We start from the raw sequence: 26,822 nt of genomic DNA, 5'->3' as shown, positions 1-26,822 counted from the left end.
TAAAGAGGTGATTATTATTACGAATAATGAGTTAGGTTGGAATTTTGATAATAGCTATACTCGGTTACCCAATGAATTCTTTACAAAGACAAACCCTATTCCAGTAAGTGACCCGAAGTTAGTCATACTAAATGATTCTTTGGCGCAGTTACTCGGGTTGGATGTAACGGAATTAATGAACCACGGTGTGGAGATTTTTGCTGGTAACCGAATCCCTGATGGTGCAGAACCACTTGCACAAAGCTACGCCGGTCATCAATTTGGGCATTTTACAATGCTTGGGGATGGCCGAGCGGTGTTGCTTGGTGAGCAGATTACACCGGATAAGGCTCGATTCGATATCCAACTAAAAGGAGCGGGACGTACACCTTACTCACGAGGTGGTGATGGTCGAGCGGCAATTGGTCCGATGCTTCGTGAATATATAATCAGTGAGGCGATGCATAGTCTTCGGATTCCAACTACTCGAAGCCTAGCTGTGGTGACAACTGGAGAGCCAATCTACCGAGAAACAGAGCTACCGGGTGCGATTCTTACACGTATTGCATCAAGTCACATCCGTGTTGGTACGTTTCAATTCATAACAGGCCTTGGTAAAATAGCGGAACTAAAGACTTTTGCAGATTATACAATTGACCGACATTACCCAAACCTTAGAGATGCAGATCACCCATATCTCGCCTTGTTACGAGAAGTCATTAAACGTCAAGCATCCTTGATCGCAAAGTGGCAGCTTGTAGGATTTATTCATGGCGTCATGAATACTGATAATATGACAATAAGTGGAGAAACCATCGATTATGGACCATGTGCTTTCATGGATACATATGACCCAGAGACGGTTTTTAGCTCAATTGATACAGGTGGACGCTATGCATATAAAAATCAGCCATATATAGGTGGATGGAATCTAGCGAGGTTTGCAGAGAGCTTGCTGCCTTTATTGAATGAGAATGAAGAAAAAGCCCTTCAACTGGCACAAGATGAAATGACAAAATATATTGGGATTTATCGTGAATATTGGCACGATGGTATGAGGGAAAAGCTTGGTTTATTTGACCAAGAGGAAGCAGATCAAGATCTTATTGAAGAATTGTTAGAGTTGATGAAAAGGAACCAATTAGACTTTACGAATACATTCGTGGCGTTAACCTTTGATACACTTGAAAACATTAAGGGATGTAGAACGGACGATTTTAAAAAGTGGTACGATAAGTGGAAAGAACGACAAAATAGACAAACGAGATCAACCGAAGAAATTCATGAACTAATGCGTGCTTCGAACCCGGCTATCATACCACGAAACCATCGTGTTGAAGAAGCATTGGATGCTGCGACAGAAGGTGATTACAGCGTGATGGAACGGTTGTTAGAAGTACTTAAGAATCCTTTTGAACATACACCTGAACAGGAAGCTTACGCGAATCCACCTGAACCAACTAACACACCCTATCAAACATTTTGTGGTACTTAAATATGGTCATTTTAGGCACATCAATTGGTGTGCCTTTTTAGTATACTAAATTTCCCATTTGAAATTCGATGGCATCCGGCGGAGGATTGACTTTATTTAGCAGGAAAATATTGCTGAATAAAGGTTAACACTTCAAAAACGAACGTTTATTCTGTACAATGTATAGTAGAAATCCCTGAGGTGATTCATAATGAAGTTTCGAAAAAATATTCATGAACTAATAGATCTCATAAAAGACAACCCGCAATATAAGGAGAATATTGTACATTGGCACACAATTGAAGCAACAGCTGCCAAATTGGTGGACATGCCGCTTTCTGTAGATGATAGATTACGAGAAGCATTAGCTAATAGAGGAATCAAGCAATTATACACTCACCAGCATTCTGCTTATGAACGAACACGTAGTGGAAGTAATTTTGTTGCTGTAACTCCTACAGCGTCTGGTAAAACGCTTTGTTACAATCTGCCCGTGCTACAGACTATAGTTGAAGATGATCAAGCCCGTGCCCTTTACTTGTTTCCGACAAAAGCGTTAGCTCAAGATCAAAAAAGTGAGTTAAATGAAATCATCGAGGAAATGGGAGTTGCGATTAATAGTTATACCTATGATGGCGATACACCGGCAAATATTCGTCAAAAAGTTAGAAAAGCAGGTCATATCGTCATTACTAATCCCGATATGCTTCATTCTGCAATTCTACCTCATCATACAAAATGGGTGTCCTTATTCGAAAATCTAAAATACGTTGTGATTGATGAATTACATACATACCGTGGTGTATTTGGTAGTCATGTTGCTAATGTAATTAGACGATTAAAGCGAATCTGTCAATTTTATGGTAGCAACCCCATTTTTATGTGTACATCTGCTACGATTGCAAACCCAAAGGAACTCGCTGAAAACTTAACCGGATCTAAAATGGAATTAATCGAAAACAATGGTGCACCCACTGGCAAAAAGCATTTCGTCTTTTACAATCCGCCAATCGTGAATAAACCACTCAATATTCGTCGGAGTGCGACACTAGAGGTGCGAAAATTAGCTAGTGAATTTTTAAAAAATAAAATTCAAACCATTGTATTTGCACGAAGCAGGGTGAGAGTGGAAATCATCCTAACTTACTTACAAGAGCTTGTTAAACATAAACTTGGTCCTAAGGCAATCCGTGGTTATCGTGGTGGCTATCTGCCAAAACAAAGACGTGAAATTGAACATGGACTACGAAACGGGGAGATTTACGGGGTTATCAGTACAAATGCTCTCGAATTAGGGGTTGATATTGGTCAGCTTCAAGTGTGTATTATGACAGGTTATCCTGGAACAATTGCGAGTGCATGGCAGCAAGCGGGTCGTGCTGGTCGTCGCCAAGGAGAAGCCGTGATTTTTATGGTTGCAAGCTCCAATCCGCTTGATCAATATATGATTCAAAACCCAGAATACTTTTTTAGTAGAAACCCTGAGACAGCACGAATTAATCCTAATAATCTTGTTATTTTAATCGACCACATTAAATGTGCTGCTTATGAATTGCCGTTTAAAGAGGGCGACACCTTTGGAGATCTCGACCTTGAAGATATATTAGAGTATTTAACAGAGGAAAGAGTTTTACATCAAAATGGGGATAAATGGTACTGGATGAATGATTCTTTTCCGGCCCATAACATTAGTCTTCGTTCGGCTTCACAGGAAAATGTTGTGATTATTGACCAAACAGATGTTGCAGCTGTTAAGGTTATTGGTGAAATGGATCGTTTTAGTGCAATGACATTGCTTCATGATGAAGCAATCTATTTACATCAAGGAGTTCAATATCAGGTGGAGAAGCTTGATTGGGAAGAAAAGAAGGCATTTGTTAGAGAAGTAGATGTCGATTATTTTACAGATGCTAATCTAGCTGTGAGTCTTCGAGTTTTAGAAGTTGATAAAGAGCGTCGAGAGATTTCAACTGAAATTGGCTATGGTGATGTTTCAGTTCAAGCTATGGCTACGATATTTAAGAAAATTAAATTTGAAACACATGAAAACATTGGTTCAGGTCCAATTCATTTGCCAGAAGAGGAGTTACATACATCTGCAACATGGATTAGCTTGAAAAAGGCTGAACTTGACGGAATGAGTGAACAACGGATTGAGGAAGGTTTAGTTGGAGTCGCTAATGTTTTGCGTCATGTTGCCCCGTTGATGACGATGTGCGACCCGTCAGACTTGCATGTGGTGCCTCAGGTGAAGGCTGTACATAATGAGCAGCCAACAATCTTTTTATATGATCGTTACCCAGGTGGAATTGGGTTAAGTGAAAAAGTGTATGAGGCCATGGAGAATCTTCTCAACGAATCGCAAAAGTTGATTCAAAGATGTTCTTGTGAAACAGGTTGTCCTTCCTGCATAGGCACTGAAGTTTTAAATGAGCGCGCGAAAGCAGATTCACTTAACTTGATTGAAAAACTCAAACTCGGTTCGAGATAGTAAAGGTGATACAAATGTCCATTAAATCGAAATTAAATCGGTTAAAAAATCATATAGTGAGAGAAGAAGAAATTAAAACTACCCCTTCAAAACCTAAAGTTGAGGAAGGATTAGAAGAAATTCCCTTTCTTGATAAATGGAAAGAGTTTGGAGCAGAACCTTTTTTCTTTGATGGAAAATATTGTATGGTTCGAAGGGTAGTTTATCCATTGAATTATCAACATGGTTTATATTCGTTTTCCTCATTAAAAGAAGTTATTGAGATGTGGAATACTACAACATTGAAGCATCCTTTGTCGGCAAAAGGTCACCAACTTTCGGATTTATTCTTTTTTGATACTGAAACGACAGGTCTAGGCGGGGGGACTGGCAATACGATTTTTTTATTAGGACACGCAAGAGTTCAGGGTGACAAAGTGATACTCACACAACACTTTTTACCAAATCCTGGAAGTGAAGTTGCGTTATATCAAAGCTTCCTAACAAGTGTTGATTATACAACGCTTGTTACATATAATGGAAAATCTTTTGATTGGCCACAGGTCAAGACTCGACATACCTTGATAAGAGATGCTTTACCAAAGCTTCCGGAATTTGGACATTTCGATTTGTATCATGCAGCTAGAAGACTGTGGAAGAACAAACTTGATTCAGTGAGACTTTCGAATGTGGAGAAAGAAATTTTAGAAATTAAGCGTGAAGGTGATGTCCCTGGATATTTAGCACCGATTCTATATTTTGATTTTGTAGAAAATCATGATCCTGATGGTATCTTTGGTGTTATGCGTCATAACGAGATTGACATTTTATCACTGCTAACACTCTATATACATTTATCTGGAGCTGTGATTTTAAATGAGAAGCACAAGTATACCTCCGATAAATACGAAGTGGCTAGGTGGCTTGAGGCACTAGGAGAGACCACTAAAGCACAAGAACTTTATGAGCAAGTTGTTGAAGTTGACTCAGATAAGGAAATGAAGGCAAAACTTGCAATGGCATATCTTCTAAAAAAAGAAAAAAAATATAGTTCTGCAATGGAGTTGTTTATAGAGGTACATGAAAAAGGTGACGATACAGATGCTGTTGCGGCAAGTATTGAGCTTGCGAAATACTTTGAACATCAAATAAAGAATTACGAAACAGCAATTGATTTCGCAAATAGTGGTTTTATGAGGTGGGAAGTCTCCAATAAAACAAGTAATAAGACAAAAAATGCAAAGCTAACGATGGAATTTGAGAAGCGTATAAAACGATTAACAAAGAAACTTCGAAATAGTTAGAAAATATTACCCGGGTAAGCGCAAAATTAGCGGTTTTTCGCGTTTTAGATGTCGATTTTAATGAAATTTGAAGGCTTCCTTCATTTGTCATTGTAGAATGCTGTAATACCATGTAAAATAGTGTTTTGTGTAAGGGAATATTATTTTAGATGGAGAGAGAAATTTATGTATAAGAAGATCTTATTTCTATACTTTTTTATGCTTATATTAACCGTAATTGTGTTAACAGGAATTAAAGATAATCCATACGCTGTTTTATAAAAATAGGTGACTAAAAAGAGGATGAAAAAGAACGCTACCGATGCATCATATTCACCGGACTTTTTAAAATTCCTCTAAAAATAGGTGTTTAAAAAGGAGGATGAAGAGGACCAAGAATTTCAAGGCGGCGCAGCTTTGAGTACCGGAGCGTATGTAGTTAATACGTGAGGAACGGAGGAGCAAGCCAACGCGCTTCCACAGGATGTGGTGACTTCGACGTTCGACACAGGACGTGTCGGTAGTTAGTCGAAGTTCCTATACCGATGCGTCATATTCACCGGACTTTTTAAAATTCCTCTAAAAATAGGTGTTTTGATTAGTACATGACTCCACCTTCCTTCATAGGCTATTAATGTAATAACAGATGAAGGAAAGGAGATAGATAAAATGAATGGAAGACCATGTGTAATGCCACCTATCGTTCACCCAACAAAATGCTGCACACAGCATCATAACTTTACAACAATTGTTCCGCATATTCATCCTTCACATACGCAACATGTAAATCACCATATGTATCAGCATATGCATTATTACCCACACACAGAATCTGTTGCGAATGAGGTTTCAAATCAACACTTCAATTGCGGAGCAAGACCACCTGGACCAGGATTTGGAGTAAGACCGCCCGGACCATTTATGGGTCGTTAATCTAACTAATAATGTAAATGAAAACAAACGTGAAAAAAATTTCATCTGCAAACACAACAGGAACTGTAACGGTTCCTGTTTTACATAAGAGTGTGAAAAAAACGTTCATGAAAGGAGTCATGGCATGATCAAGGTTGTAGCGATTACCGGCTATAAGCCATTCGAAATAGGAATTTTTGGACAGGACCATCCCGGTGTTCACTACATAAAACTTGCCTTAAAAAAACAGCTCATTCCTCTAGTTGAGGATGGACTTGAATGGGTCATTATTAGTGGACAGCTTGGTGTTGAATTATGGGCTGCAGAAATTACCTACGAGCTTCAAGAGAGTTACCCTGACCTGAAGCTTGCAGTTATTACTCCGTTCCTTGAACAAGAGGAAAAATGGAACGAAACAAATAAAGAATACTATCAGTTTATCTTATCCCAAGCGGATTATGTAAATAGTATCACAAACCGTAAATATGATAATCCATCACAATTCCGTTTGAAAAATGCCTTTTTTCTAGAAAAAAGCGATGCTTTATTAATATTTTATGATGAGGAAAAGGATGGAAGTCCACGTTATATCTATTCGGATGCGAAAAAGAAAGCTGAAGTAGACGGGTATTCGCTTATTACTATTAATTCGTATGATTTACAGGCAATTGTTGAAGAAGAACAGTTTGCAAACAACGACTTCTGAGTAATCGAACCAAATAAAATTGACAATACGCTAAAAATTTGAAAAAATAGACGTAGGAATAATGGGGAAAGTGTATCGAGGTGAAAGATTATGTTCTCAGATAAAATAAAATTAAATGCAACACAGATACTTGAAAAAGAGTTTAAAACTGGCATGAAAGGCTATAAACAAGAAGAAGTTGATAAATTTTTAGATGTGATCATTAAAGATTATGAAACATTTGCTCAAGAGATTGAAGAACTACAACAAGAGAATCTTCGTTTAAAACGTCAGCTTGAAGATTCCTATAAGAAACAACCACAGGCACAAACGGGTACAACCAACTTTGATATTTTAAAACGATTATCGAACCTTGAAAAACATGTATTTGGTAGTAAATTATACGATTGAGCCAAAAGTCTAAATTTCGTCCTTTAGATTATGGGAAAAACTTACAGGTTGTTATTACTTGCAAAAGTATTGTTTTTTTACTATACTATTCTAGCACACATTAATAACGTTCGGGTAATCGCTGCAGGGCAACTTGCAGAGGAAAGTCCATGCTCGCACGGGCTGAGATGTCCGTAGTGTTCGTGCCTAGCGAAACGATAAGCTAGGGTAGTGGGGCTTTTAGCTCTGCTAACGGCAGGGAAAAAACCTAAGTCCTTTTTGGATATGGTTTGACTACCTTTAAAGTGCCACAGTGACGAAGTCTTGTAAGAAATTACAAGAGTGGAACGAGGTAAACCCCACGAGCGAGAAACCCAAATAATGGTAGGGGCACTTTCTCCGAGGAAATGAACAAGGAGAAGGACAGACGTACTTACGTCTGTAGATAGATGATTACCACCTGAGTACGAGGCATACGTTTTGCCGATTGAAGTACAATGGTACAAAACATGGCTTACAGAACGTTATTAAATAAACGACTTATATGAATAAAGAAAATGAAGCTCTTCAAAATTGAAGAGCTTTTTGTATGCTTGCATTCTTTTTGCGTCAGCAACCTTGCTTTACACAAAAAATTTCTTTATTCTTTTACTATACGATGTACATAGTTAGGGTGAACATACATGGGAAAAATAACGCTAATTGCCACAGCGGCAATGGGAATTGAATCAATTGTGGCCAAAGAAGTACGGGATTTAGGCTATGAATGCAGTGTGGAAAATGGGAAGGTCATCTTTGAAGCTGATGAACAAGCCATCTGCCGTAGTAATCTTTGGCTTCGTACAGCTGACCGCATTAAATTAAAGGTTGGTGAATTTAAAGCGACAACCTTCGATGAATTATTTGAAAAAACAAAAGCCTTAAATTGGGGTGACATTATTCCGGAGAATGCTGAATTTCCGGTTATTGGAAAATCGGTGAAATCCAAGCTCTTCAGTGTCTCGGATTGTCAAAGTATTGTAAAGAAGGCTGTCGTTGAGAGCCTTAAAAAACATTATCGCAAAACATCAGGTTGGTTTGAAGAGACTGGTCCATTGTACCGTATAGAAGTGGCGTTGCTTAAAGATGTTGCAACTTTAACAATCGATTGTAGTGGTGTCGGACTTCATAAACGCGGATATAGAGCAGATCAAGGGGAGGCCCCTTTGAAAGAAACTCTTGCTGCAACTTTGGTTATGTTAACAAATTGGACACCTGATCGACCTTTTGTTGATCCATTCTGTGGGTCAGGAACGATACCAATTGAAGCTGCAATGATTGGGCAAAATATTGCACCTGGTTTTAATCGTGATTTCGTATCCGAAGAATGGGATATTATTGGCAAGAAAAGATGGGATGAGGCACGTCAAGAGGTGGAGGACTTAGCGAAGTATGACCAGCCACTTGATATTAGCGGCTTTGACATTGACCATCGAATGATTCAGATTGCAAAGGATAACTCTGAAGAAGCAGGCTTCGGTGATTTGATTCATTTTAAACAAATGCAGGTAAGTGATTTTACAACAACAAAGGAATATGGAGTAATAGTCGGAAATCCTCCATATGGAGAAAGACTTGGTGAAAAGAAGGAAGTTGAAGAAATGTATCGTAGGATGGGAACTGTTTTTCGTCCACATGATACATGGTCCGTCTATATGCTAACATCACATCCGGAATTCGAACAACTTTACGGAAAGCCTGCAACAAAGAAACGGAAACTATTTAACGGTTTTATCAGAACAGACTATTATCAATATTGGGGGAAAAGACCCCCAAGAGATCGTTAAAAGATTTGTTTCTTAAATGGCGCATATCTTATGTATAGTTCCATTCCAAAGTTCATATACTTTATTGGTGTCTACAAAATTGCCAGGAGTGAGTGAACAATGGATTACTTTGAGTTTAAAAAAATTCAAGATGCGTTGAATGATACATACAGGGCACTTGAAAATGAATTGGGAGAAGAGATTGACCCATTAAAATCTCTTGCAAATGCTAAGAATGATCTTCTCCGTGCCATCTCCCATTCAACTGCTATCGATGTTGACTTTTTACGATATAAAAGTGAATGAAAAGAAATCAAAGAAAACTCGCCTCGGCGGGTTTTTTCTTTTGCCACAATATTGACTTCCCATATCTGGTAGTAGATAATTAAAAATTGCACGTACCTTAGTTTGGGGGTTTTTACATATGATTGGTGAAGGGTTACCCTTTCAAATATCCAGAAATGAAAATTTCTTTGATAAATTAAACGAGTGGATTGGGGATGTTTTTTACGACATCTTACCTGATAAAGGATTTGAGCTCCGTGATGAACAGATCTTTATGGCATTTCAGTTAGAGAAGGCATTTAAGGAAAAATCAATTGTATTCTCAGAAGCCGGTGTGGGTACCGGTAAAACAATAGTTTATTTACTTTATGCTATTTGTTATGCAAGGCATATGAGAAAACCTGCTATCATATCTTGTGCAGACGAGTCCTTAATTGAACAACTTGTTAAGCCAGAAGGTGATATTGCAAAAATTGCAGATGCTCTTGATTTAACGATTGATGTTCGTCTAGCGAAAGCTCAGGATCAATATCTTTGTATACGCAAATTAGAGGATACCACTCGTCGAACTATGAATGAAAAAATTGCAGGCGTTTATGAAGGGCTTCCAGACTTTGTTCATAGTCATTCGACCTTACAAGCATTCCATCATTATGGAGACAGAAAAACATATCCAGATCTTTCCGACGAGGAATGGAAGAGTGTGTCATGGGATAGTTTTCAAGACTGTTTATCATGTGATTTCCGTCACCGCTGTGGCTTGACACTTTCAAGAGAACATTATCGCAAGGCTGTGGACTTAATCATTTGCTCTCATGACTTCTACATGGAACATGTGTGGACAATGGAGTCTAGAAAACGCGAAGGACAACTGCCTTTTTTACCAGAGAGTAGTTGTGTTGTGTTTGATGAAGGTCATCTATTGGAGTTCTCGGCACAAAAGGCGTTAACGTACCGTATTCAAGAAACAACATTGGAATCACTTCTAACAAGGTTGTTAGAAAATGATATCCGTGAAGAATTCGCTCAATTAATAGAGGATACAATTGAACAAAACGAGTATCTTTTTAGGAGACTACGAGAAAATAGTCTAGTTGTTGAAGGTTCTGAACGGATGGATATAGAGCGAACAGAGAGACTAGTCGCTGAGGCTCGGAAACTACATCAAATGATTGGGGATATAGGAAACAATCTTGTATTTGAGGCTGAAACATACACAATTAATCAATATGATTTACATATTGTCGACGAATACTTAGATCAAATAGATTACTCTTTAAAACTCTTTGGTGATGAGAACGACGCGATTACTTGGGTTGAAGCTGACGGTGAAAGCCATACACTGGTCATCATGCCGCAGGCCGTTGAAACTATTCTTGCAGATCAGGTATTTTCGAAACAAATCCCTTTTGTATTTTCTTCAGCTACATTATCTGAAAATAAGTCATTCGACTACATTGCAAATAGTTTAGGTATTAAAAAATATCAATCATTTTCGGTCGAATCTCCATTTGATTATGATCATCAAATGAAAATACAAATGCCGATGTTTGAAACAAGTAGTGATATGTTTCTTTCAAAGTCTGAGTTTGTTTATAATGAGATTGAGAAAACAGAAGGCCGAGCACTCCTATTATTCAATTCTAAGGAAGAGCTTCAACGATTTAAAGAAAATTGCACATTTGGTAAATATGATATGTTATTTGAAGGCGACCGAGAAATAAGTGAACTTGTTTCTCAATTCCAAAATAATGAACACAGCATCCTTTGTTCCATTTCCTTATGGGAGGGACTTGATATCCCAGGTCCATCATTATCCAATGTGATTATTTGGTCGTTGCCATTTCCACCAAATGATCCTGTTTTTCAAGCTAAACGAAAGAATGCTGAAACTCCATTTGAGCAAGTGGACTTACCATACATGCTCTTGCGCTTGAGGCAAGGAATTGGTCGCCTTATCCGTACGAGTGAGGATTCAGGAACTGTTTCTATTTTTCTTGATGATACAACTCCAACTGAAGTTATTGATCAGGTTAAAAGTGTATTACCAACAAAAGAAAGGTAAGGGGAGAAGACCGTATGTCAGAACAATTAAAACAAACTGAAGAAAAATTACTTGAGTTAGTGAAGAAGATGACAAGCTATAATGAGGCAATTGGAGTAATGTATTGGGACTTACGTACAGGAGCTCCAAAGAAGGGAATGGAGCAGCGCTCTGAGGTTATTGGAATGCTATCCTCGGAGAGCTTTGCGCTTTCCACCTCTACCGAAATGGAATCGTATTTAAAGGAACTAACAACGCCTGAGGCACAAGCACAGCTTAGTGAAATCACAAAGAAAGTGGTAGAAGAGTGTCAGAAGGATTTTGAACGTAATAAAAAGATTCCAGCAAGTGAATTTCGTGAGTATGTAATCCTTCAATCAAAGGCTGAATCAGTTTGGGAGGAGGCAAAAGAGAAATCTGATTTTGAAATGTTCCGCCCATATTTAGAAAAGCTTGTAGAGTTTACAAAGAAATTTATTAGCTACTGGGGATATGAAGGAAATAAATACAATACATTACTTGATATGTATGAGCCAGGCGTAACGGTTGAAATTGTCGATAAAGTGTTTGCTCAATTACGTGAAAGAATCGTTCCGCTGGTTAAGGCAGTAACTGAATCACCAAACAAGCCAGAGACTTCATTTCTATTTAAGGAATTTCCAAAGGATAAACAACGTGCTTTTAGCTTGGAGATATTAAAGAAAATGGGATATGACTTTGACGCAGGTCGTCTTGATGAAACAGTTCACCCATTTGCGACTGGCTTAAATCCAGGAGATGTTCGTGTTACAACAAGCTACGTAGAAAATGATTTCAGAACAGCTGTCTTTGGTACGATTCATGAAGGTGGCCATGCTCTATATGAACAAAATATTTCACCGGATTTAGTTGGAACAAACCTTGCACAAGGTACCTCAATGGGAATCCATGAATCTCAATCCTTGTTCTATGAAAACATCGTTGGTCGCAGTCTACCACTTTGGAAGAACAATTATGAGTTGTTAAAAGAATATGCTAGTGGTCAATTTGATCAGGTATCTGTAGAGGATTTTTATCGTGCAATTAATGAATCTAAACCATCTCTGATTCGCATTGAGGCTGACGAATTAACATATCCTTTACACATCATGATCCGTTATGAAATTGAAAAAGGCCTTTTTAACGATGAGATTGAAGTAAAGGATTTACCAGAGATCTGGAATGCGAAATATGAAGAGTATTTAGGTATTCGCCCTGATAATGATGGAAAAGGCGTGTTACAGGATGTCCATTGGGCAGGAGGAAGTTTCGGTTATTTTCCTTCCTATGCACTAGGCTATATGTATGCAGCCCAATTCAAGAATAAGATGGTAAACGATCTACCGAATTATGAGGATCTATTAGAAGAAGGAAACTTACTTCCAATTAAAGAATGGATGACTGAACACATTCATAAGTTTGGAAAACTAAAAAAACCATTAGAAATTATTAAGGACGTAACAGGTGAGGGATTGGATGCGAACTATTTAATCCAATACTTAGAAGAGAAATACAAAGAAATTTATAAGTTATAAGTTAGAAAAAAGCTACGCAACTTTTGATTGCGTAGCTTTTCATTTTATTAGAGAATATTTTTAAATGGTTTTGCTCCTGGTGGTGCGTTTTGAATCATATCTACAAATGGAATAGTATAAGCGATTAAGATTAAAACAACTAATACACCAACCCATAGCTTCCAGTTTTCTAAGAGCATAGGTGTTTTTTCTGCTTCTTCTGCTACTTCACCAACAGGGAATTCAGTTTCTCCTTTCGGTGCAAAGAAAGATAGATTAATAAGGATTACAAGAATTAGGATGATACCAATAAATAGTATTGATCCGCCAATCGCTTGAGCAATTTGATATGGTATCCAATCCATTGCTTGAGCTGAATCACCGTATGTTGAGAAAGAAGAACGTCTAGGTGCTCCTAATAAACCTGCAAAGTGCATGGAAGCTGACATAAATGTCATTCCGACTGTCCACACGATTGTTTGTACAATTGCTAGTTTGTTCATAGCTTTTGTCATCACACGCCCTGTTAAATGCGGGATTAACCAGTAGGCGATACCAAAGAATGTTAATAATACAGTTGTTGCAACGGTTAGATGGAAGTGACCTGTAACCCAGATGGTATTGTGAATAACTTGGTTCATCTGGTGACTAGCATTGATAATTCCACCTGCACCTGCAGGAATAAAGAATAACATCCCAATGAATGGAGCTAGGAAACGAGCATCTCCCCAAGGAAGCTTTCTAAACCAACCAAATAATCCTGTTGCACCCTTAGATCTTCCATATAATTCGAATGATGCAAACAATGAGAATGCCGTCATGAGAGACGGTATAACCACCATAAATGTTAGAACTACTTGAAGATACTTCCAGTTAGGGTCGATACCTGGTTCCGTTAATTGATGGTGGAAACCAACTGGAATTGAGAATAGCAAGAACAAAATAAATGATAGACGAGCTAAAGCATCAGAGAAAATCTTTCCTCCGATAACCTTTGGAATGACAACATACCACGCCATGTATGCAGGTAATAACCAGAAGTATACAAGCGGGTGACCAAAATACCAGAATAATGTTCTACTAATAAGGACATCAATTGTTTCAACCCAGCCAAATGACCATGGAATAAATTGAATAAGTACAGTTGCCGCTACACCAAGAGTTGCAACTAACCATAAAATCATGGTCATCACTGTCATAAAGCTTAATAGAGGTGTTACTTTACCAGGGTTTTCTTTTTTCCATTTTCCAAAGTGAGCGAACATACCAATTCCGCTAATCCAGCTACCAACAACAACAAGTGCTAATCCAATATAAAAGAAAGGATGTGCTTGTAGGGGAGCATAGAATGTATAAAGTACGGATGCTTCACCTAATAGAATCGTAGTCGCAGTTGAAGCCGTTCCGATTGTCATTGTCCAGAATCCAATCCAACCAAGTAAACGAACTTTTGGTGAGAGTGTTCCTGCTGTTTTACTTAAACTTGCAAATAAGAAACCTATGATAAAGAATGTAGTAAGTACAAGTGCTAAAAGAACTCCGTGAACGGTTAATAATTGGTAATATCCAATTCCTGCCGGTAATGTGAACTCTCCAGAACGAACAAGTGTCTGAAGTAATCCTGCAGTTCCTCCTAGGAATAAAGCAATAAAAGCTACATAAAAGTGCGCCATTGCTAATTTTCCATCTTTTTTGTCTACTCTAATGGTTGTATCTGCCATTATTCAGTCACCTCAACTTTCGCCATCATTAAGTGGTGTCCAGCTCCACAATATTCATTACATAAGACTAAGAATTCACCTGTTTTAGTAAATGTTTGTGTATAAGTGCTGACATAGCCAGGTTCAACCATCATGTTGACGTTTGTACCGGCAATTGCAAACCCATGAACAACATCTTTTGTTGCTACATTAATTGTTACTTCGGCACCTTTTGGGATTTGAATCGTATTAGGAGTGTACGCGAAAGCCTCTGCAACAAGATTTAGTTCGTATTTATTACCTTCAATATGAATAAGTCCAGGATTATCAAATGGTGCCGTTTCTGTTACTTTTTCAGGATCAATTGTCTTGATACTACTTGCAGGCTGGTGGCCCATAGCAAAAGCGCCGACACCAACAATTCCAAGGAATACGAAAAGTATCCCAATACCAAAAGTGAGCCATATTTTTTCAAATTTATGCAAATGCATGGCTTTTTCCCCTTTCAAATTTCCGCATTCTGTTTCTGTTTGTTTTTTCATAAACTAATAGTAGTTCGTTTGTTTTAAGTATCATTTTGTGTTTCTAGATAGAGAGTGTTATTACAACCTGTCTAGAAACAAGAAATAGACACCAACCCAAGATAAAATTAAGAATAGTCCCAGTAAAAACACAGATGTTAATGTTCCTTTTAAGGAAGTTTTCTCATCTTCAATTTTTGTCTTTTGGTTTGTCTTTGTAGTCTCTATCTTTGCCATTCCTCTCGACCCCCTTCAAGCGTTAATTCAAAGGTTTTTACATCTTCATCATACAAAACAATTTGTTAAAATCTATACGATTTTGGCTATTTCACAAATTGTTCATTCCTAAGATAATCACTATATTAATGGTGTAAACTTAATAAAACAGTGATTTTTATCACATTGGCATAGGAAAATATTTGAATAATTTGTGACAATCCAATAACAGCATGTGAATGTGAAACATATACTATGTTGAAAAGGATGTGTGCAGATGATTAGGTATTATTGTTCTAGATGTCATACGCTCTTATTAAATAACAAAGAAAGATGTTTTAAATGTGGGAATGAAACCATTAGCCAGATAGAAATTAATGTCCAAAATAACAAACAAAAGCCTTCTTAATCACTATTTTTAAATAGTGATTTTTTTAGAGAGTAAAAAGGTAATCGTTATTTAAAAATAGCAGAATCACGTCATTCCTTTTCGAGATTTTTCATTTTTGATTCACACCCAAGGCATCTCTACCATACTCTAAATTAGGCGAATGTCTACAAGGAGGTATGTAGGTTATATGGCAAAAGTTAAAAATTATTATGCAGGCACCAATTCAAGTATAGGTTTTTATTCGTTGTATGATGAGGCTTTAAAGGGTCTGGATACTTTATATATCTTAAAAGGCGGTCCAGGAACAGGTAAGTCCACATTTATGCGAAAAATCGGTTTAATCTATATGGATAAAGGCTATGATCTCGAATACTTACATTGTTCTTCAGATAATCAATCTATTGACGGAATCGTAATTCCTGAATTGAAATTAGGATTTGTGGACGGTACGGCACCACATGTTATTGAGCCGAAGTACCCAGGAGTCGTCGAAAAGGTAATTGACCTCGGTCAGTACCGCAATGACGGGTACCTGAAACAATATAAAAGTCAAATTATTGAATTAACAGACGATATATCTAAGAACTTTGAAAATGCGTATAATACGTTTGCTGAAGCAAAGAAGGTACATCTAAAACGTGAGGAAATTTACATCTCATCAATGAGTTTTAAAAAAGCAGATGGTGTTGTTCAGAATTTGATCGATACGATTTTTAATAAACCATTTGATGCAGAAGAAAATCCGACAAACCGTAAGAGATTCTTTGGAGCTGCTACACCAAAGGGTGCAGTAAATTTTATTGACAATATTACTGAAGAGTATGATAAGCGTTATATTATAAAAGGAAGACCTGGAAGTGGAAAGTCGACTTTAATGAAGAAAATCGCAAAACATGCCGAACAACATGGTTTATCAGTTGAATACTTTCATTGTGCCTTCGATCCGAAAAGCATCGATATGATTATTATTCCGAAACTAAGTGTGTCAATTGTAGATGGTACGGCACCGCATGTCGTAGACCCATTTCGCGAACAAGATGAAGTTGTGGATATGTTTGCTTTATGTATGGATCCTAAAATCGAAAGTACCTTTAAAAAAGAAATTGAAGAACTTAATCTTGAGTACAAAAACAAAATGACAATTGGTACAAATTTCTTAAGTGAAGCAAAGCGACTCCACGATAAACTTGAAGAATACTATAAAGCTGCAATGGACTTTGAAGCAATCGATAAAAAACGAGAAGAACTTGTCAAAACATTACTAGAGGAATAACGAAACGGTACAAAACCATCATAGTTTGCGAATACAGCTTTTTAAAACAAGGCAAAATTTTACTGGTGAATGTTTGGTAGGTATGAGTTATACTATAAATGCACAACAACAAAACAACTCCTTTGAAACGTGAGCTTTCCCATCCCTGGGGAGGCTTTTTTTATGTCTACGATTTATCATCTTGCATACTTCTGTTAAAACTGGAAAAAGTAACCTTAAGAGTTCCTTCTATAAGAGAGGATGGGCTTTTAATGCCAAAAATCATATCGGTTGGGGTATGCAATCCACCCTATAAAATGAATCAGGTAAAGACAACTGAGTTTATCAGGGACTTGTTCCATGAGCACTTTCCAGACATTGATCGTCTTATTAAAGTGTTCTCAAACAGTGAAATTGAAGAACGCTATTTTAGTAAACCTTTGGATTGGTATGGTAGGGACCATAGCTTTGAAGAAAAAAATAATACATATATCGAGAAAGCAGTTGACTTCGGTACCAAAGCCATTCGAGAATGCTTAGAAAACAAACAGTTATTATCAAAGAAAATGGATACTAAGGAAATAGAAGCTGTTATTTTTATATCAAGCTCAGGAATAGCGACACCAAGTATTGAAGCGAGAATAATGAATAAAATGGACTTTAACCCTCATACAAAGCGTATACCTATCTGGGGGCTCGGCTGTGCAGGTGGTGCTGCAGGACTCTCAAGAGCTTTTGACTATTGCAAAGCCTATCCAAAGGCAAAAGTGCTTGTAGTAGCCGTTGAACTTTGCAGCTTAACATTTCAAAAAAATGATTTTTCGAAAAGTAATTTAATTGGAACATCACTATTTGCAGATGGAACAGCCTGTGTTTGCATAGCTGGAGATGAGGCTAACCATTACTCAACAAGCGATATCCTGCCAAACTTTGTCTCTTCTCAATCGACATTGATGCCGCATTCAGAGGGAGTGATGGGATGGGACATCAAAAACACCGGACTACATGTCATCTTTTCAAAAGATATCCCAAGTATTGTAAAGTCATGGTTAAAAGGGAATGTGGATGAATTTTTAGATCCAAATCAGCTTGAAATGCAAGATATAAGGCAGTTTATTGCGCATCCAGGAGGCAAAAAGGTATTGGATGCCTACGAAACTGCATTACATATTCCAAGCTCCATGACTGAAACTGCTCGGAATGTGCTCCGTAACCAAGGTAATATGTCATCTGTAACCGTATTGTACGTACTAAAGGATGTTATGGAAAACAGGCAAGCGGAAACGGGCGATTATGGATTAGTAACAGCATTAGGTCCGGGGTTCAGCTCAGAATTAATCCTTTTACAATGGAGGAAATAGGATGATATTTTGGATAATAATTATGGTGGTAATCGCACAAAGATTACTTGAATTACGCATAGCAAAACGGAATGAAAAATGGATTTTGTCACAAGGGGGCTATGAGGTTGGACATAGTCATTATAAATACATAGTACTGATTCATACATTGTTTTTTATTTCACTCATGACTGAGGTTGTCTTATTTAGGAAAGAGGTATCTGACATTTATCCACTCTTCCTTATATTGTTTGCTTTAACACAGGTAGGAAGGGTATGGGCATTACGCTCGTTAGGGAGCTTTTGGAATACGAAAATTATGATTTTGCCAAAGCATCAGGTGCAAATCAAAGGTCCGTACAAGTATGTGAAACATCCAAATTATGTAATTGTAGCGTTAGAATTCATACTTATTCCGTTGTTGTTTCAGGCGTATAGTACTGCCATCATATTTTCTGTATTAAATGCAATTATCATGTCGGTCCGGATACCGATTGAAGAGCGTGCATTAGGAGTGCATGATGAATATCAGAAACTTGGCAGGATACAAAATCGTTTAATACCTTATGTAATAAGATCATTAAGAAGACAATGAAACCGGGTAAATCCTGGTTTTTTTGTTTAAATAACATCAAAATCGTAGATTCTTAATTTTCTGCTTTGTCAAAAGTATGGAATGTAGAGTAAAATACACATATATCTATATTTATATGCACAGCACAATAAGGGGACTAGACATGATTCAAACAGGGAGAATTAAAAGCGTCACAAAGGAAGACTTGGAAATGAGACTGTCTTCCTTGTATCATATTTTTGAGACAAACAATGACAAAGAAAGCAGTGCAAAGATCATTCAACTGCTAAAAAAACTAGTGAACTCTGAATATATGATTGGCTTTTCAGGCCATTTCTCAGCTGGAAAATCGAGCATGATTAATGAACTCATTGGGGAGAGTCTCTTACCTTCAAGCCCGATTCCAACCAGCGCAAATTTAGTGAAGGTAAAAACAGGTCGCGAATATGCGCGTGTCTATTATCGTGACGGAAATATCATCGAATATCCGCACCCATATGATTATAATGTGATTAAATCATATGCAAAAGACGGGGAGGCGATCGAATCAATCGAAATTAGTCATGACAATAAGAAACTCCCAGAGCAGGTTATTGTCATGGATACGCCTGGTATTGATTCAACCGATGATGCTCATCGCGTTTCTACTGAATCAGCATTGCATTTGGCGGACTTACTCTTTTATGTAATGGACTATAACCATGTTTTGTCAGAGTTGAACTTCCAATTTACTAAGGAGTTAACGGACCGGAATAAGACCGTCTATTTAATAGTCAACCAAGTCGATAAGCATAAGGAATCAGAGCTAAGCTTCAGATCCTTTAAACAAGGGGTAGAAGAAGCGTTTCAAAATTGGCATGTAGCCTACTCCGATATTTTTTATACGACATTAAAAGATCCAACCAACGAGCATAATCAGTTTCAGCAAGTACAACAATTGCTACATGAAAAAATTGCAAACAAGGATCAGCTTTTAGTTGAAGGTGTATTTCATTCAGCAAAGCAAATTATCTTGGAGCATATTGCATTCCTCGATGATAAAAATGCAAACGAACTTGAAGCAACAAAGGAGAAGCTCCGTTCGTTAACCGAGGCACAAAGGAATTCGATTCCTAATAGAATAGATGAATTAACGAATCAATTAGAGGGATTTGAGAAGGAACGCGAACAAATTGAAACAGAGTTTATTGATGAAGTTGAATCAATTCTCTCAAATGCAATATTAATGCCTTTTCAAACTCGTGAGCTTGCAAAGCAATACATTGAATCTGCTCAACCAAATTTTAAGGTCGGTTTATTATTTTCAAAAAGTAAAACGGAAAGAGAACGCGAGGACCGCCTACATGCTTTCTTTGAAGATGTAAAAGAAAAGATGTCCACGCAATTAGAATGGCACTTAAAAGATTTCGTAGGGAAGTTTGTTGGAAACCTACGTCTGTCAACACAGCCTACCGGAAACGAAATGACTATTGAATTTTCTCCCGAAGAGCTTCAAGCTTTAGTAAAGCCCGGAGCAGGTGCCACGGGGGAATATATCTTAACCTATACAGACGATGTAAGTCATTATATTAAGAGAAAATATAAACAGAAGGCTGTTACATTACTACATGGGATAATCGAGCAAATGAGGGCTGCTAATTCTAAGCAAGAACAAGATATAAATGCTGAATTGCAGCAATATGGTATTTATCAAGAAGCGTTTATGACCCTCAAGAAATATGAATCAAAACGAACAAAAACACGTTCGGAACTTGACGATATTATTCTTGGGGATAAGGAGTTAACTAATAGTGAGAATGCAGAACAATTGCTCTCACGTTTTGCTGAAAAGGTTGAGATTTCATCAACCGATACCATTCTAAAAGAAATGGAGAAACAAAAAGAAGATGCTCCTAAATCGGATATAGTGAATGAACATCCGAAGGAAGAAAATAGAGGTTCTTCTGAACAAGCGATTCTTCACTTTGAAAAAGCACATGAATTGATTAAGCCTATAACCGGTCTCTCAATGCTTGCAAAGGATATTGAGGAGAAGGCGTATCGCTTAAAGCATAAACATTTTACTGTTGCATTATTCGGAGCATTTAGTGCTGGAAAATCGTCATTTGCGAATGCATTAATGGGGAAAAAGGCACTCCCGGTTTCACCGAATCCAACGACAGCAACCATTAATAAGATTACGTTCCCAACAGCAGAGCATAAGCATGGAACAGTACGTGTGAAAATTAAATCAACCAATCAGTTACTTGATGATATCAACCATTCTCTACACATTTTTGGTGAGAAAGTGGGAAGTCTTGATGCAAGCATAGATATCATACACGCTAAAATAAGCAATATTGAAAAGATTGAAGCGAAAGAAAAACCACATTTTTCATTTTTAAAAGCAGTAATGGCAGGATTTGAAAACATTGCTTCAAGTTTGGATCAAGTGTTGATTACCGATATGGATGGCTTTAATGAATATGTGGCAAAGGAAGAAAAAGCGTGCTTTGTAGAATGGATTGAACTTTATTATGATTGTCCATTAACACAGCAAGGCATAACATTGGTTGACACACCAGGGGCTGATTCCATTAATGCGCGCCATACAGGTGTAGCATTTGAATATATTAAAAATGCTGATGCAATTCTATTTGTGACGTATTATAATCACGCTTTCTCTAAGGCAGATCGTGAGTTTTTGATTCAACTAGGTCGTGTCAAAGACACCTTCAGTATGGATAAGATGTTTTTCATCATAAATGCAGCAGATTTGGCAAACTCGGAAGAAGAGTTATCAGATGTGAAAGAGTATGTAGAGTCACAGCTTGTAAGCTATGGAATTCGATTCCCACGACTTTATAGTGTATCTAGCCGAGCAGCTTTGCTTGAAAAACTTAATGAAGACAGTCAAGATGACCGTGGAATTCTTAAGACATCTGGGATTGAGAGGTTCGAAGCAGACTTTCATTCATTTGTCATTGATGAATTAACAGAGGTAGCCGTGAATGAAGGCTATATTGATATTCAGCGTGCAGCGACGATTATTGATTCCTATATTCACTCAGCAAAGGAAGACAAGGGTATCAAACAGGCACGACTTGAGGAAGCAAAACAACAGCATGAAAAGATGAGATCTGTTGTAGCTGGAATTGATGGAAATAAAATATTTGAAAGTGTTGAACAGGAAATCAAGGAGCTTAGCTATTATATAAAGCAAAGGGTATTCCTTCGCGTATCAGAAATGTTTAAGGAAGCTTTTAATCCTGCATCACTTAGAGACGATGGTCGTGATTTGAAAAAGGCGCTACAGTCATGTTTAGATGAGTTCTTAGAGTCAGTTGGCTTTGATTTGGCCCAAGAAATGCGTGCGACTTCATTGCGCATCGAAGCATTCATTTCTAAACGATTGCATGGTCAATTATCATCCGTTAATGAACAAATTAAAACAATCAACTCAAATATGAGCATTTCCGAATCGGTTGAGGTCAGTTTTCAATCGATTGAGTTTACAAATGGTCTTGTAAACGAAGAGCATTCACGATATAAGAAAGCACTCTCCATGTTTAAGAGTCCAAAGGCTTTCTTCGAAAAAAATGAGAAGAAGCTCATGCAGGATGAAATAGAAGGATTGTTAGATACACCAGTTGGCTTGTATCTTGAAGAAAACCAAGCATATCTTGTTGAGTTTTATAAACAGGAATTTAGTAATTGCCTTCAAGTGATTCAAGAAAATGCACTACAAGAAATTCATTCGTATTTTGATGGAGTTACCAAGATTTTGTCTGAGGATATTGATATCGCTAGTCTTGAACAGGTACATGATACGTTAAATAAATACTATTCGGATCGTATGGGGTGATTGATTTTGTACCAAGCAAAATCAAAATACCATGCATGTGCTACCTGTGTTCACTTTATTGCTGAACGTAAAGATGGTAAGATGTCATACAGATGTTCACGTTTAAACTATGATACGAAACCAGAGTACCAATTTAATTGTTGGGAACCAAAACCCCATATACTAAAGTTAATGACATCGGAGGAGAAACAATGACGAACGTACATGAAGCAATCACAAAACATTCAAATGGTCAGCACGCAGTTGTAAAAAGATTTGTAGGGCTAGAACAGCAACGAGAACTATTTATTGAAGAGGCAGTTACGTTAGCAAAACAAAACAAAGAATTCACTGTCGATAAAATCAATAGGGTTACAAATGAAATGAATCAGTTGGCTCAAAAAGGGATTGTACCATTACGTAGGCTTGTAACGGTTGAGATGGTAAAAGAATACGCAGGACGTAACTAAACATAATACATGCTTGTTAGGTAATACTAACGACAATCTCTAATAAAGGAGACATGCATGTTGAAAAAAGATAAACAACCTGAATCGAAAAAAGCTAAAAAGCAAGAGGGAAAGGGTACAACACCATACCACTTTGCTTCTTACGCCGAGATTGAAGTAGAAAAAATGAGAAGTAAATAAGCTTAAGTCCTCTATTATAGAGGGCTTTTTTCATTTCTTGGAAGGAAGATACAAATAAATGCACGGTATATATATGGTATAATACTGTCTATGATGACTTTTAGATAGGGAGGCCATGCTGATGAAAAATCAGGTTTTGTTAATAGATGGGATGGCATTATTATTTCGTTCTTTTTACGCAACGGCGATGAGTGGTTATTTTATGGTAAACAGTAAAGGTATTCCGACCAATGGAATTCACGGATTTATAAAGCATATGATGACTGCAGTCAATACGTACAAGCCTTCCCATGTGATTTGTTGTTGGGATATGGGAAGCTCTACCTTCCGGACGGAAATGTATGGTGAGTACAAAGCCAATCGTGGTGCACCACCGGAGGAGTTAATTCCACAATTTGATCTAGTTAAGGAAGTAGTTGAATCATTCGATATCCCGAATGTAGGGCTTTCAGGCTATGAGGCTGATGATTGTATTGGCACACTTGCTACTCAATATAGTAAAGATTCTGAAGTGATTATATTAACAGGTGATCAAGACATTCTGCAGCTACTAGACGACAATATTACTGTATTAATTATGAAAAAAGGAATCGGTAATTACGCGGAATATACAAGTGAAACCTTCCTGGAAGAAAAGGGAATACGTCCGCAGCAAATGGTTGACCTAAAAGCGCTAATGGGTGATTCAAGTGATAATTACCCTGGTGTAAAGGGAATCGGTGAGAAAACGGCACTGAAACTTCTGCAACAGTATGGTTCCATTGAAGGAATCCTCGAAAACGTAGAAAATTTGACAAAGGCACAAAAGACCAAAATCAAAGAAGACTTGGACATGCTTCATTTGTCTAGAAAATTGGCGAGAATTCATTGTGAAGTCCCAATTAACTGTTCACTTGAAGAGGCGTTAATTCAAATTAATCGTGAAAAAGTGCACGAAAAATTTTCAGATCTAGAGTTTAAGGGCTTGGATCAATTTATTAGCTAGGAGTACTCAGTTGAGTGCTCTTTTTATATAAAATAAAAAGCTGATTTATTGCTGATTATTTAAAGCTAATTATTATATTTTTCGGCGATTCGGATGCCCCCAAAAGGGACATCCAAATCCAAATATTATCACTTCGTATTTGATTTCTTCGCTCTGTTCTCAAGTTCGCTTTTAGGTTCCATAGAGAATTCAGTATCTTCATTATAACCCTGTGGATTTACACCTTTTGGAGCCTTTCCACGATTATTTGCTTTTTGTGCCATCATCAATCACCTCCATTTCGTATTATTTCCAACCCAATTTGTAATATGTCTTGAATAGAAAAGGAGGCGAACTAGGAAACTAATCATGAGGTGAGAAGCGTGAATAAAGGGATCTATACTGCGTTATTGACCATTGGTCTTGCTCAATTCTTAAAAATTCCAATCAAAAAAGTAAAAACGGGTAAATGGGATTGGGGTACTTTTTTTGAAACTGGCGGAATGCCAAGTTCTCACTCCGCAGGTGTTTCATCATTAGCTACATTTATAGCGTTAAGACGAGGTGTACCTACAATAGATTTTGCCCTATCTACAGTATTTGGGTTGATCGTTATGTATGATGCTCAAGGGATTAGACGCCAATCAGGTGAACTTACAATTAAGGTTAACCGACTTGATGAGCAAATAGAGCGTTTAGCAGGACAAAAGGACCATCATTTTCATGATAATAAGGAAAGAAAACTGAAAGAAAGACTTGGCCATCAGCCACAAGAAGTAGTTGGCGGGGCAATATTTGGAATGATTGCAGGAACAATCGCCCATTTTTTAACAAAAAAATCGTAGTATTTCGACAAAAAATGCGGTACTATTAGGGTATCATTTTTTGTTGGGGATGGGGCTTTTGTTTACATTAGAAAATAAAGTAAAAGAGTATTTGCAGTTTCTAGCGCAAAAGGGCTTTAATCTCGGGGATGATGCAGTTGGCTTCATTTCTTTCGGCCAGCATTATACTGAGTCGACAGATGAGATTGTCAATGTAGCAATCGAAATTACATTGAAAGCACAAAAGGAATTTGACGGAAGCTTTTTCATTTCATTATTGGAAATGTTAAAGGAAAACCAAATTCAAAGTCGAAAGCAAGCCTATCAATTTGTGGAACAACGAAATATAATGTCATAAACCCTTGGTATACATCCAAGGGTTCTTTTACATATCGTTTTTTCGAACAGCTTGTCTAGCTAATTCATCTGCGACCTTATTTTGTGTACTCGGAATCCATTTAAGGAAAAACAAATCGAGTTCGTTAGAAAGCTTTATTGCCTTCTCGAGCAACGGCGCGAATTTTTTATTTTTCACAAACTCTTTCGCGATTGCTCGATCAACAAGCTGGGAGTCTGTTCGAAATGATACTACACGGTAATTGTTTGTGATACAAATTTCTAAACCTTTAAGCAGGGCGTAATATTCAGCTTCATGATTGGTCATGATGCCAAGTGGGATAGAATGTTTTTCTACAATACCATTGCCTTTTATAAAGACACCGGCTCCAGACGGTCCAGGATCACCGGCGCTTGCCCCATCTATGTACACTTCAATCATTAGGTGCCTCCATAAATATAAGTTGTTATAAGCATTTTATCACCTGAAAACCAGCGTGCAAAGTGGAATATCTAACATAAGGATGTCTTTTACAGACATCCTTAACTAAGTCAGTTTTGAGTTTTATGAAATCTTCTCGCGATATAAATAAACGGGGTATCCAGTATGGCAACCAACCATTTTATAAAATAGGTGGTTATGAAAATCTGAATCCAAACGTCAAATGGATACACGCCCAGAAATGCAACACTTGTAAAGATTAACGTATCGACCAATTGACTGATCATTGTGCTTCCGTTATTTCGAATCCATAACTGATTGTCTCTCGGAAAGCGTTCTTTCAATTTTGCGAAAATGATAACATCCGAATATTGGCTAATAAGAAACGCCAGTAGACTTCCTAATGCAATCCGTGGAAGTAATCCAAAGATAGTCTCTAAAGAACCTTGGGCAAAGTCCACTTCATGGGGGTCAAATGCTAGGACAAACTGCATGATTATTGTCATTGCAATTAATGTGAAGAATCCAAGCCACACACCTTTTTTTGCTTCTTCTTTCCCATATTTTTCATTTAAGATATCGGTTATTAAAAAGCTAGTCCCATACATAATATTACCGAGAGTGGCCGTTAGACCGAATAATTCAACTGTTTTTACAACCTGTAGATTGGCCACAACAGTTGAGAAACCAATCCAAACAAATAGCCCAGGTTTGCCGAAAAAACGGTAAATAGCAAGTACTAACACAAAATTGACAATCGCAAAAATAAACCAAAGTATTTCATTGTACATAGTATTCCTCCTATAGTTTTGATAACGCGGGAGTTCACGAACCGCGAAAGGATATCGTTTAATTGTCAAGAGTTTATTATAGTATGATATGAACAAAAGGGGAAGTACCTAAGCTTATGGAAAAAGTGTATAATGAGTA

General features: G+C 37.4%; 24 protein-coding genes and 1 other RNA gene. 19 read left to right on the top strand and 6 right to left on the bottom strand.

Translation table 11 applies throughout. The features are described 5' to 3' along the window. The first annotated feature begins 13 nt into the window (after nt 1-13). The 11 genes from CZ490_RS08860 (at nt 14) to CZ490_RS08810 (ending at nt 12,880) form a co-directional block, all read left to right on the top strand. Complete coding sequence (locus CZ490_RS08860) at nt 14-1,474, top strand: protein adenylyltransferase SelO (protein ID WP_327078418.1); 1,461 nt, start codon at nt 14-16, stop codon at nt 1,472-1,474. A 190-nt stretch (nt 1,475-1,664) separates the two neighbouring features. Continuing rightward, the gene (locus tag CZ490_RS08855; RefSeq protein ID WP_077618551.1) at nt 1,665-3,944 is read left to right on the top strand and encodes a DEAD/DEAH box helicase; all 2,280 of its coding nucleotides are present in this window, start codon (nt 1,665-1,667) and stop codon (nt 3,942-3,944) included. A 14-nt stretch (nt 3,945-3,958) separates the two neighbouring features. After that, nucleotides 3,959-5,227 carry a ribonuclease H-like domain-containing protein gene (locus CZ490_RS08850; protein WP_077618550.1) on the top strand — a complete coding sequence of 423 codons (1,269 nt, stop codon included), beginning with the start codon at nt 3,959-3,961 and terminating at the stop codon, nt 5,225-5,227. A 648-nt stretch (nt 5,228-5,875) separates the two neighbouring features. After that, a complete protein-coding gene (locus CZ490_RS08845) occupies nt 5,876-6,139 on the top strand; it encodes a spore coat protein (RefSeq protein ID WP_077618549.1) in 264 nt (87 codons plus the stop codon). Nucleotides 6,140-6,266: 127 nt separating this feature from the next. Continuing rightward, nucleotides 6,267-6,824: an SLOG family protein gene (locus tag CZ490_RS08840; RefSeq protein ID WP_077621005.1), complete on the top strand. Its 558-nt coding sequence runs from the start codon at nt 6,267-6,269 to the stop codon at nt 6,822-6,824. A 90-nt stretch (nt 6,825-6,914) separates the two neighbouring features. Continuing rightward, nucleotides 6,915-7,214 (top strand): cell division regulator GpsB, encoded by a 300-nt coding sequence (gpsB, locus tag CZ490_RS08835; protein WP_077618548.1) that lies wholly within the window; start codon nt 6,915-6,917, stop codon nt 7,212-7,214. A 106-nt stretch (nt 7,215-7,320) separates the two neighbouring features. Continuing rightward, nucleotides 7,321-7,715, top strand: an RNA gene (gene rnpB, locus CZ490_RS08830) — RNase P RNA component class B. 161 nt (nt 7,716-7,876) lie between these two features. After that, nucleotides 7,877-9,019 carry a THUMP domain-containing class I SAM-dependent RNA methyltransferase gene (locus CZ490_RS08825; RefSeq protein ID WP_077618547.1) on the top strand — a complete coding sequence of 381 codons (1,143 nt, stop codon included), beginning with the start codon at nt 7,877-7,879 and terminating at the stop codon, nt 9,017-9,019. 99 nt (nt 9,020-9,118) lie between these two features. Further along, entirely contained in the window at nt 9,119-9,304 is a 186-nt protein-coding gene (locus CZ490_RS08820; protein ID WP_077618546.1) for a DUF3921 family protein, read from the top strand. A gap of 118 nt (nt 9,305-9,422) precedes the next feature. Further along, nucleotides 9,423-11,348, top strand: coding sequence for an ATP-dependent DNA helicase (locus CZ490_RS08815; RefSeq protein ID WP_077618545.1), 1,926 nt, complete (start codon nt 9,423-9,425; stop codon nt 11,346-11,348). A gap of 14 nt (nt 11,349-11,362) precedes the next feature. After that, nucleotides 11,363-12,880, top strand: a complete 1,518-nt coding sequence (locus CZ490_RS08810) for a carboxypeptidase M32 (RefSeq protein WP_077618544.1) — start codon at nt 11,363-11,365, stop codon at nt 12,878-12,880. A gap of 47 nt (nt 12,881-12,927) precedes the next feature. On the opposite strand, the gene CZ490_RS08805 is transcribed toward CZ490_RS08810, so the two are convergent. The 3 genes from CZ490_RS08805 to CZ490_RS08795 all read right to left on the bottom strand — a co-directional run bounded on the left by CZ490_RS08805 (nt 12,928) and on the right by CZ490_RS08795 (nt 15,317). Continuing rightward, complete coding sequence (locus CZ490_RS08805; protein WP_077618543.1) at nt 12,928-14,580, bottom strand: b(o/a)3-type cytochrome-c oxidase subunit 1; 1,653 nt, start codon at nt 14,578-14,580, stop codon at nt 12,928-12,930. Beyond that, nucleotides 14,580-15,050, bottom strand: a complete 471-nt coding sequence (locus CZ490_RS08800) for a cytochrome c oxidase subunit II (protein WP_077618542.1) — start codon at nt 15,048-15,050, stop codon at nt 14,580-14,582. The genes CZ490_RS08805 and CZ490_RS08800 overlap by 1 nt, the downstream gene beginning before the upstream one ends. Before the next feature lie 111 nt (nt 15,051-15,161). Beyond that, a complete protein-coding gene (locus CZ490_RS08795; protein WP_077618541.1) occupies nt 15,162-15,317 on the bottom strand; it encodes a subunit I/II of b(o/a)3-type cytochrome C oxidase in 156 nt (51 codons plus the stop codon). Between the two features lie 557 nt (nt 15,318-15,874). On the opposite strand from CZ490_RS08795, the gene CZ490_RS08790 reads away from it, so the two are divergent. The 6 genes from CZ490_RS08790 (at nt 15,875) to CZ490_RS08760 (ending at nt 24,311) form a co-directional block, all read left to right on the top strand. After that, a complete protein-coding gene (locus CZ490_RS08790; RefSeq protein ID WP_077618540.1) occupies nt 15,875-16,960 on the top strand; it encodes a PRK06851 family protein in 1,086 nt (361 codons plus the stop codon). 251 nt (nt 16,961-17,211) lie between these two features. Then, complete coding sequence (locus CZ490_RS08785; protein ID WP_077618539.1) at nt 17,212-18,300, top strand: type III polyketide synthase; 1,089 nt, start codon at nt 17,212-17,214, stop codon at nt 18,298-18,300. Nucleotide 18,301: 1 nt separating this feature from the next. Further along, a complete protein-coding gene (locus tag CZ490_RS08780; RefSeq protein WP_077618538.1) occupies nt 18,302-18,874 on the top strand; it encodes an isoprenylcysteine carboxyl methyltransferase family protein in 573 nt (190 codons plus the stop codon). Nucleotides 18,875-19,016: 142 nt separating this feature from the next. Further along, nucleotides 19,017-22,697: a dynamin family protein gene (locus CZ490_RS08775; RefSeq protein ID WP_159439935.1), complete on the top strand. Its 3,681-nt coding sequence runs from the start codon at nt 19,017-19,019 to the stop codon at nt 22,695-22,697. Nucleotides 22,698-22,888: 191 nt separating this feature from the next. Next, the gene (locus CZ490_RS08765; RefSeq protein WP_077618535.1) at nt 22,889-23,146 is read left to right on the top strand and encodes a YpbS family protein; all 258 of its coding nucleotides are present in this window, start codon (nt 22,889-22,891) and stop codon (nt 23,144-23,146) included. 301 nt (nt 23,147-23,447) lie between these two features. Then, nucleotides 23,448-24,311, top strand: coding sequence for a 5'-3' exonuclease (locus CZ490_RS08760; protein ID WP_077618534.1), 864 nt, complete (start codon nt 23,448-23,450; stop codon nt 24,309-24,311). Between the two features lie 128 nt (nt 24,312-24,439). Here the strand turns inward: CZ490_RS08760 and sspL are convergent, their stop codons facing one another. Continuing rightward, nucleotides 24,440-24,574 carry a small, acid-soluble spore protein L gene (sspL, locus tag CZ490_RS08755; protein WP_407639784.1) on the bottom strand — a complete coding sequence of 45 codons (135 nt, stop codon included), beginning with the start codon at nt 24,572-24,574 and terminating at the stop codon, nt 24,440-24,442. Between the two features lie 99 nt (nt 24,575-24,673). On the opposite strand from sspL, the gene CZ490_RS08750 reads away from it, so the two are divergent. After that, nucleotides 24,674-25,135 carry a divergent PAP2 family protein gene (locus CZ490_RS08750; RefSeq protein WP_077618532.1) on the top strand — a complete coding sequence of 154 codons (462 nt, stop codon included), beginning with the start codon at nt 24,674-24,676 and terminating at the stop codon, nt 25,133-25,135. A 58-nt stretch (nt 25,136-25,193) separates the two neighbouring features. Next, complete coding sequence (locus CZ490_RS08745; RefSeq protein WP_234987208.1) at nt 25,194-25,472, top strand: DUF6123 family protein; 279 nt, start codon at nt 25,194-25,196, stop codon at nt 25,470-25,472. Nucleotides 25,473-25,499: 27 nt separating this feature from the next. On the opposite strand, the gene CZ490_RS08740 is transcribed toward CZ490_RS08745, so the two are convergent. Together CZ490_RS08740 and CZ490_RS08735 are read right to left on the bottom strand one after the other, a co-directional pair. After that, nucleotides 25,500-25,892, bottom strand: coding sequence for a reverse transcriptase-like protein (locus CZ490_RS08740; protein ID WP_077618531.1), 393 nt, complete (start codon nt 25,890-25,892; stop codon nt 25,500-25,502). 110 nt (nt 25,893-26,002) lie between these two features. Continuing rightward, nucleotides 26,003-26,683, bottom strand: a complete 681-nt coding sequence (locus tag CZ490_RS08735; RefSeq protein ID WP_077618530.1) for a queuosine precursor transporter — start codon at nt 26,681-26,683, stop codon at nt 26,003-26,005. Nucleotides 26,684-26,822 lie beyond the last annotated feature (139 nt).

Source organism: Litchfieldia sinesaloumensis (genome assembly GCF_900156865.1).
Taxonomy (GTDB): Bacteria; Bacillota; Bacilli; order Bacillales; family Bacillaceae_L; genus Ferdinandcohnia; species Ferdinandcohnia sinesaloumensis.
Note: the sequence above shows the minus strand (reverse complement) of the source record. Positions and strands in the feature narration are given on the sequence as shown.

Excerpts from the sequence above, each read along its gene's own strand:
- CZ490_RS08825 (WP_077618547.1), top strand. The coding sequence starts at position 7,877 with ATGGGAAAAATAACGCTAATTGCCACAGCGGCAATGGGAATTGAATCA.
- sspL (WP_407639784.1), bottom strand. The coding sequence starts at position 24,574 with ATGGCACAAAAAGCAAATAATCGTGGAAAGGCTCCAAAAGGTGTAAAT.
- CZ490_RS08790 (WP_077618540.1), top strand. The coding sequence starts at position 15,875 with ATGGCAAAAGTTAAAAATTATTATGCAGGCACCAATTCAAGTATAGGT.
- gpsB (WP_077618548.1), top strand. The coding sequence starts at position 6,915 with ATGTTCTCAGATAAAATAAAATTAAATGCAACACAGATACTTGAAAAA.
- CZ490_RS08810 (WP_077618544.1), top strand. The coding sequence starts at position 11,363 with ATGTCAGAACAATTAAAACAAACTGAAGAAAAATTACTTGAGTTAGTG.
- CZ490_RS08780 (WP_077618538.1), top strand. The coding sequence starts at position 18,302 with ATGATATTTTGGATAATAATTATGGTGGTAATCGCACAAAGATTACTT.
- CZ490_RS08805 (WP_077618543.1), bottom strand. The coding sequence starts at position 14,580 with ATGGCAGATACAACCATTAGAGTAGACAAAAAAGATGGAAAATTAGCA.
- CZ490_RS08800 (WP_077618542.1), bottom strand. The coding sequence starts at position 15,050 with ATGCATTTGCATAAATTTGAAAAAATATGGCTCACTTTTGGTATTGGG.
- CZ490_RS08740 (WP_077618531.1), bottom strand. The coding sequence starts at position 25,892 with ATGATTGAAGTGTACATAGATGGGGCAAGCGCCGGTGATCCTGGACCG.
- CZ490_RS08815 (WP_077618545.1), top strand. The coding sequence starts at position 9,423 with ATGATTGGTGAAGGGTTACCCTTTCAAATATCCAGAAATGAAAATTTC.
- CZ490_RS08820 (WP_077618546.1), top strand. The coding sequence starts at position 9,119 with ATGGATTACTTTGAGTTTAAAAAAATTCAAGATGCGTTGAATGATACA.
- CZ490_RS08735 (WP_077618530.1), bottom strand. The coding sequence starts at position 26,683 with ATGTACAATGAAATACTTTGGTTTATTTTTGCGATTGTCAATTTTGTG.
- CZ490_RS08765 (WP_077618535.1), top strand. The coding sequence starts at position 22,889 with ATGACGAACGTACATGAAGCAATCACAAAACATTCAAATGGTCAGCAC.
- CZ490_RS08785 (WP_077618539.1), top strand. The coding sequence starts at position 17,212 with ATGCCAAAAATCATATCGGTTGGGGTATGCAATCCACCCTATAAAATG.
- CZ490_RS08795 (WP_077618541.1), bottom strand. The coding sequence starts at position 15,317 with ATGGCAAAGATAGAGACTACAAAGACAAACCAAAAGACAAAAATTGAA.
- CZ490_RS08855 (WP_077618551.1), top strand. The coding sequence starts at position 1,665 with ATGAAGTTTCGAAAAAATATTCATGAACTAATAGATCTCATAAAAGAC.
- CZ490_RS08850 (WP_077618550.1), top strand. The coding sequence starts at position 3,959 with ATGTCCATTAAATCGAAATTAAATCGGTTAAAAAATCATATAGTGAGA.
- CZ490_RS08845 (WP_077618549.1), top strand. The coding sequence starts at position 5,876 with ATGAATGGAAGACCATGTGTAATGCCACCTATCGTTCACCCAACAAAA.
- CZ490_RS08760 (WP_077618534.1), top strand. The coding sequence starts at position 23,448 with ATGAAAAATCAGGTTTTGTTAATAGATGGGATGGCATTATTATTTCGT.
- CZ490_RS08775 (WP_159439935.1), top strand. The coding sequence starts at position 19,017 with ATGATTCAAACAGGGAGAATTAAAAGCGTCACAAAGGAAGACTTGGAA.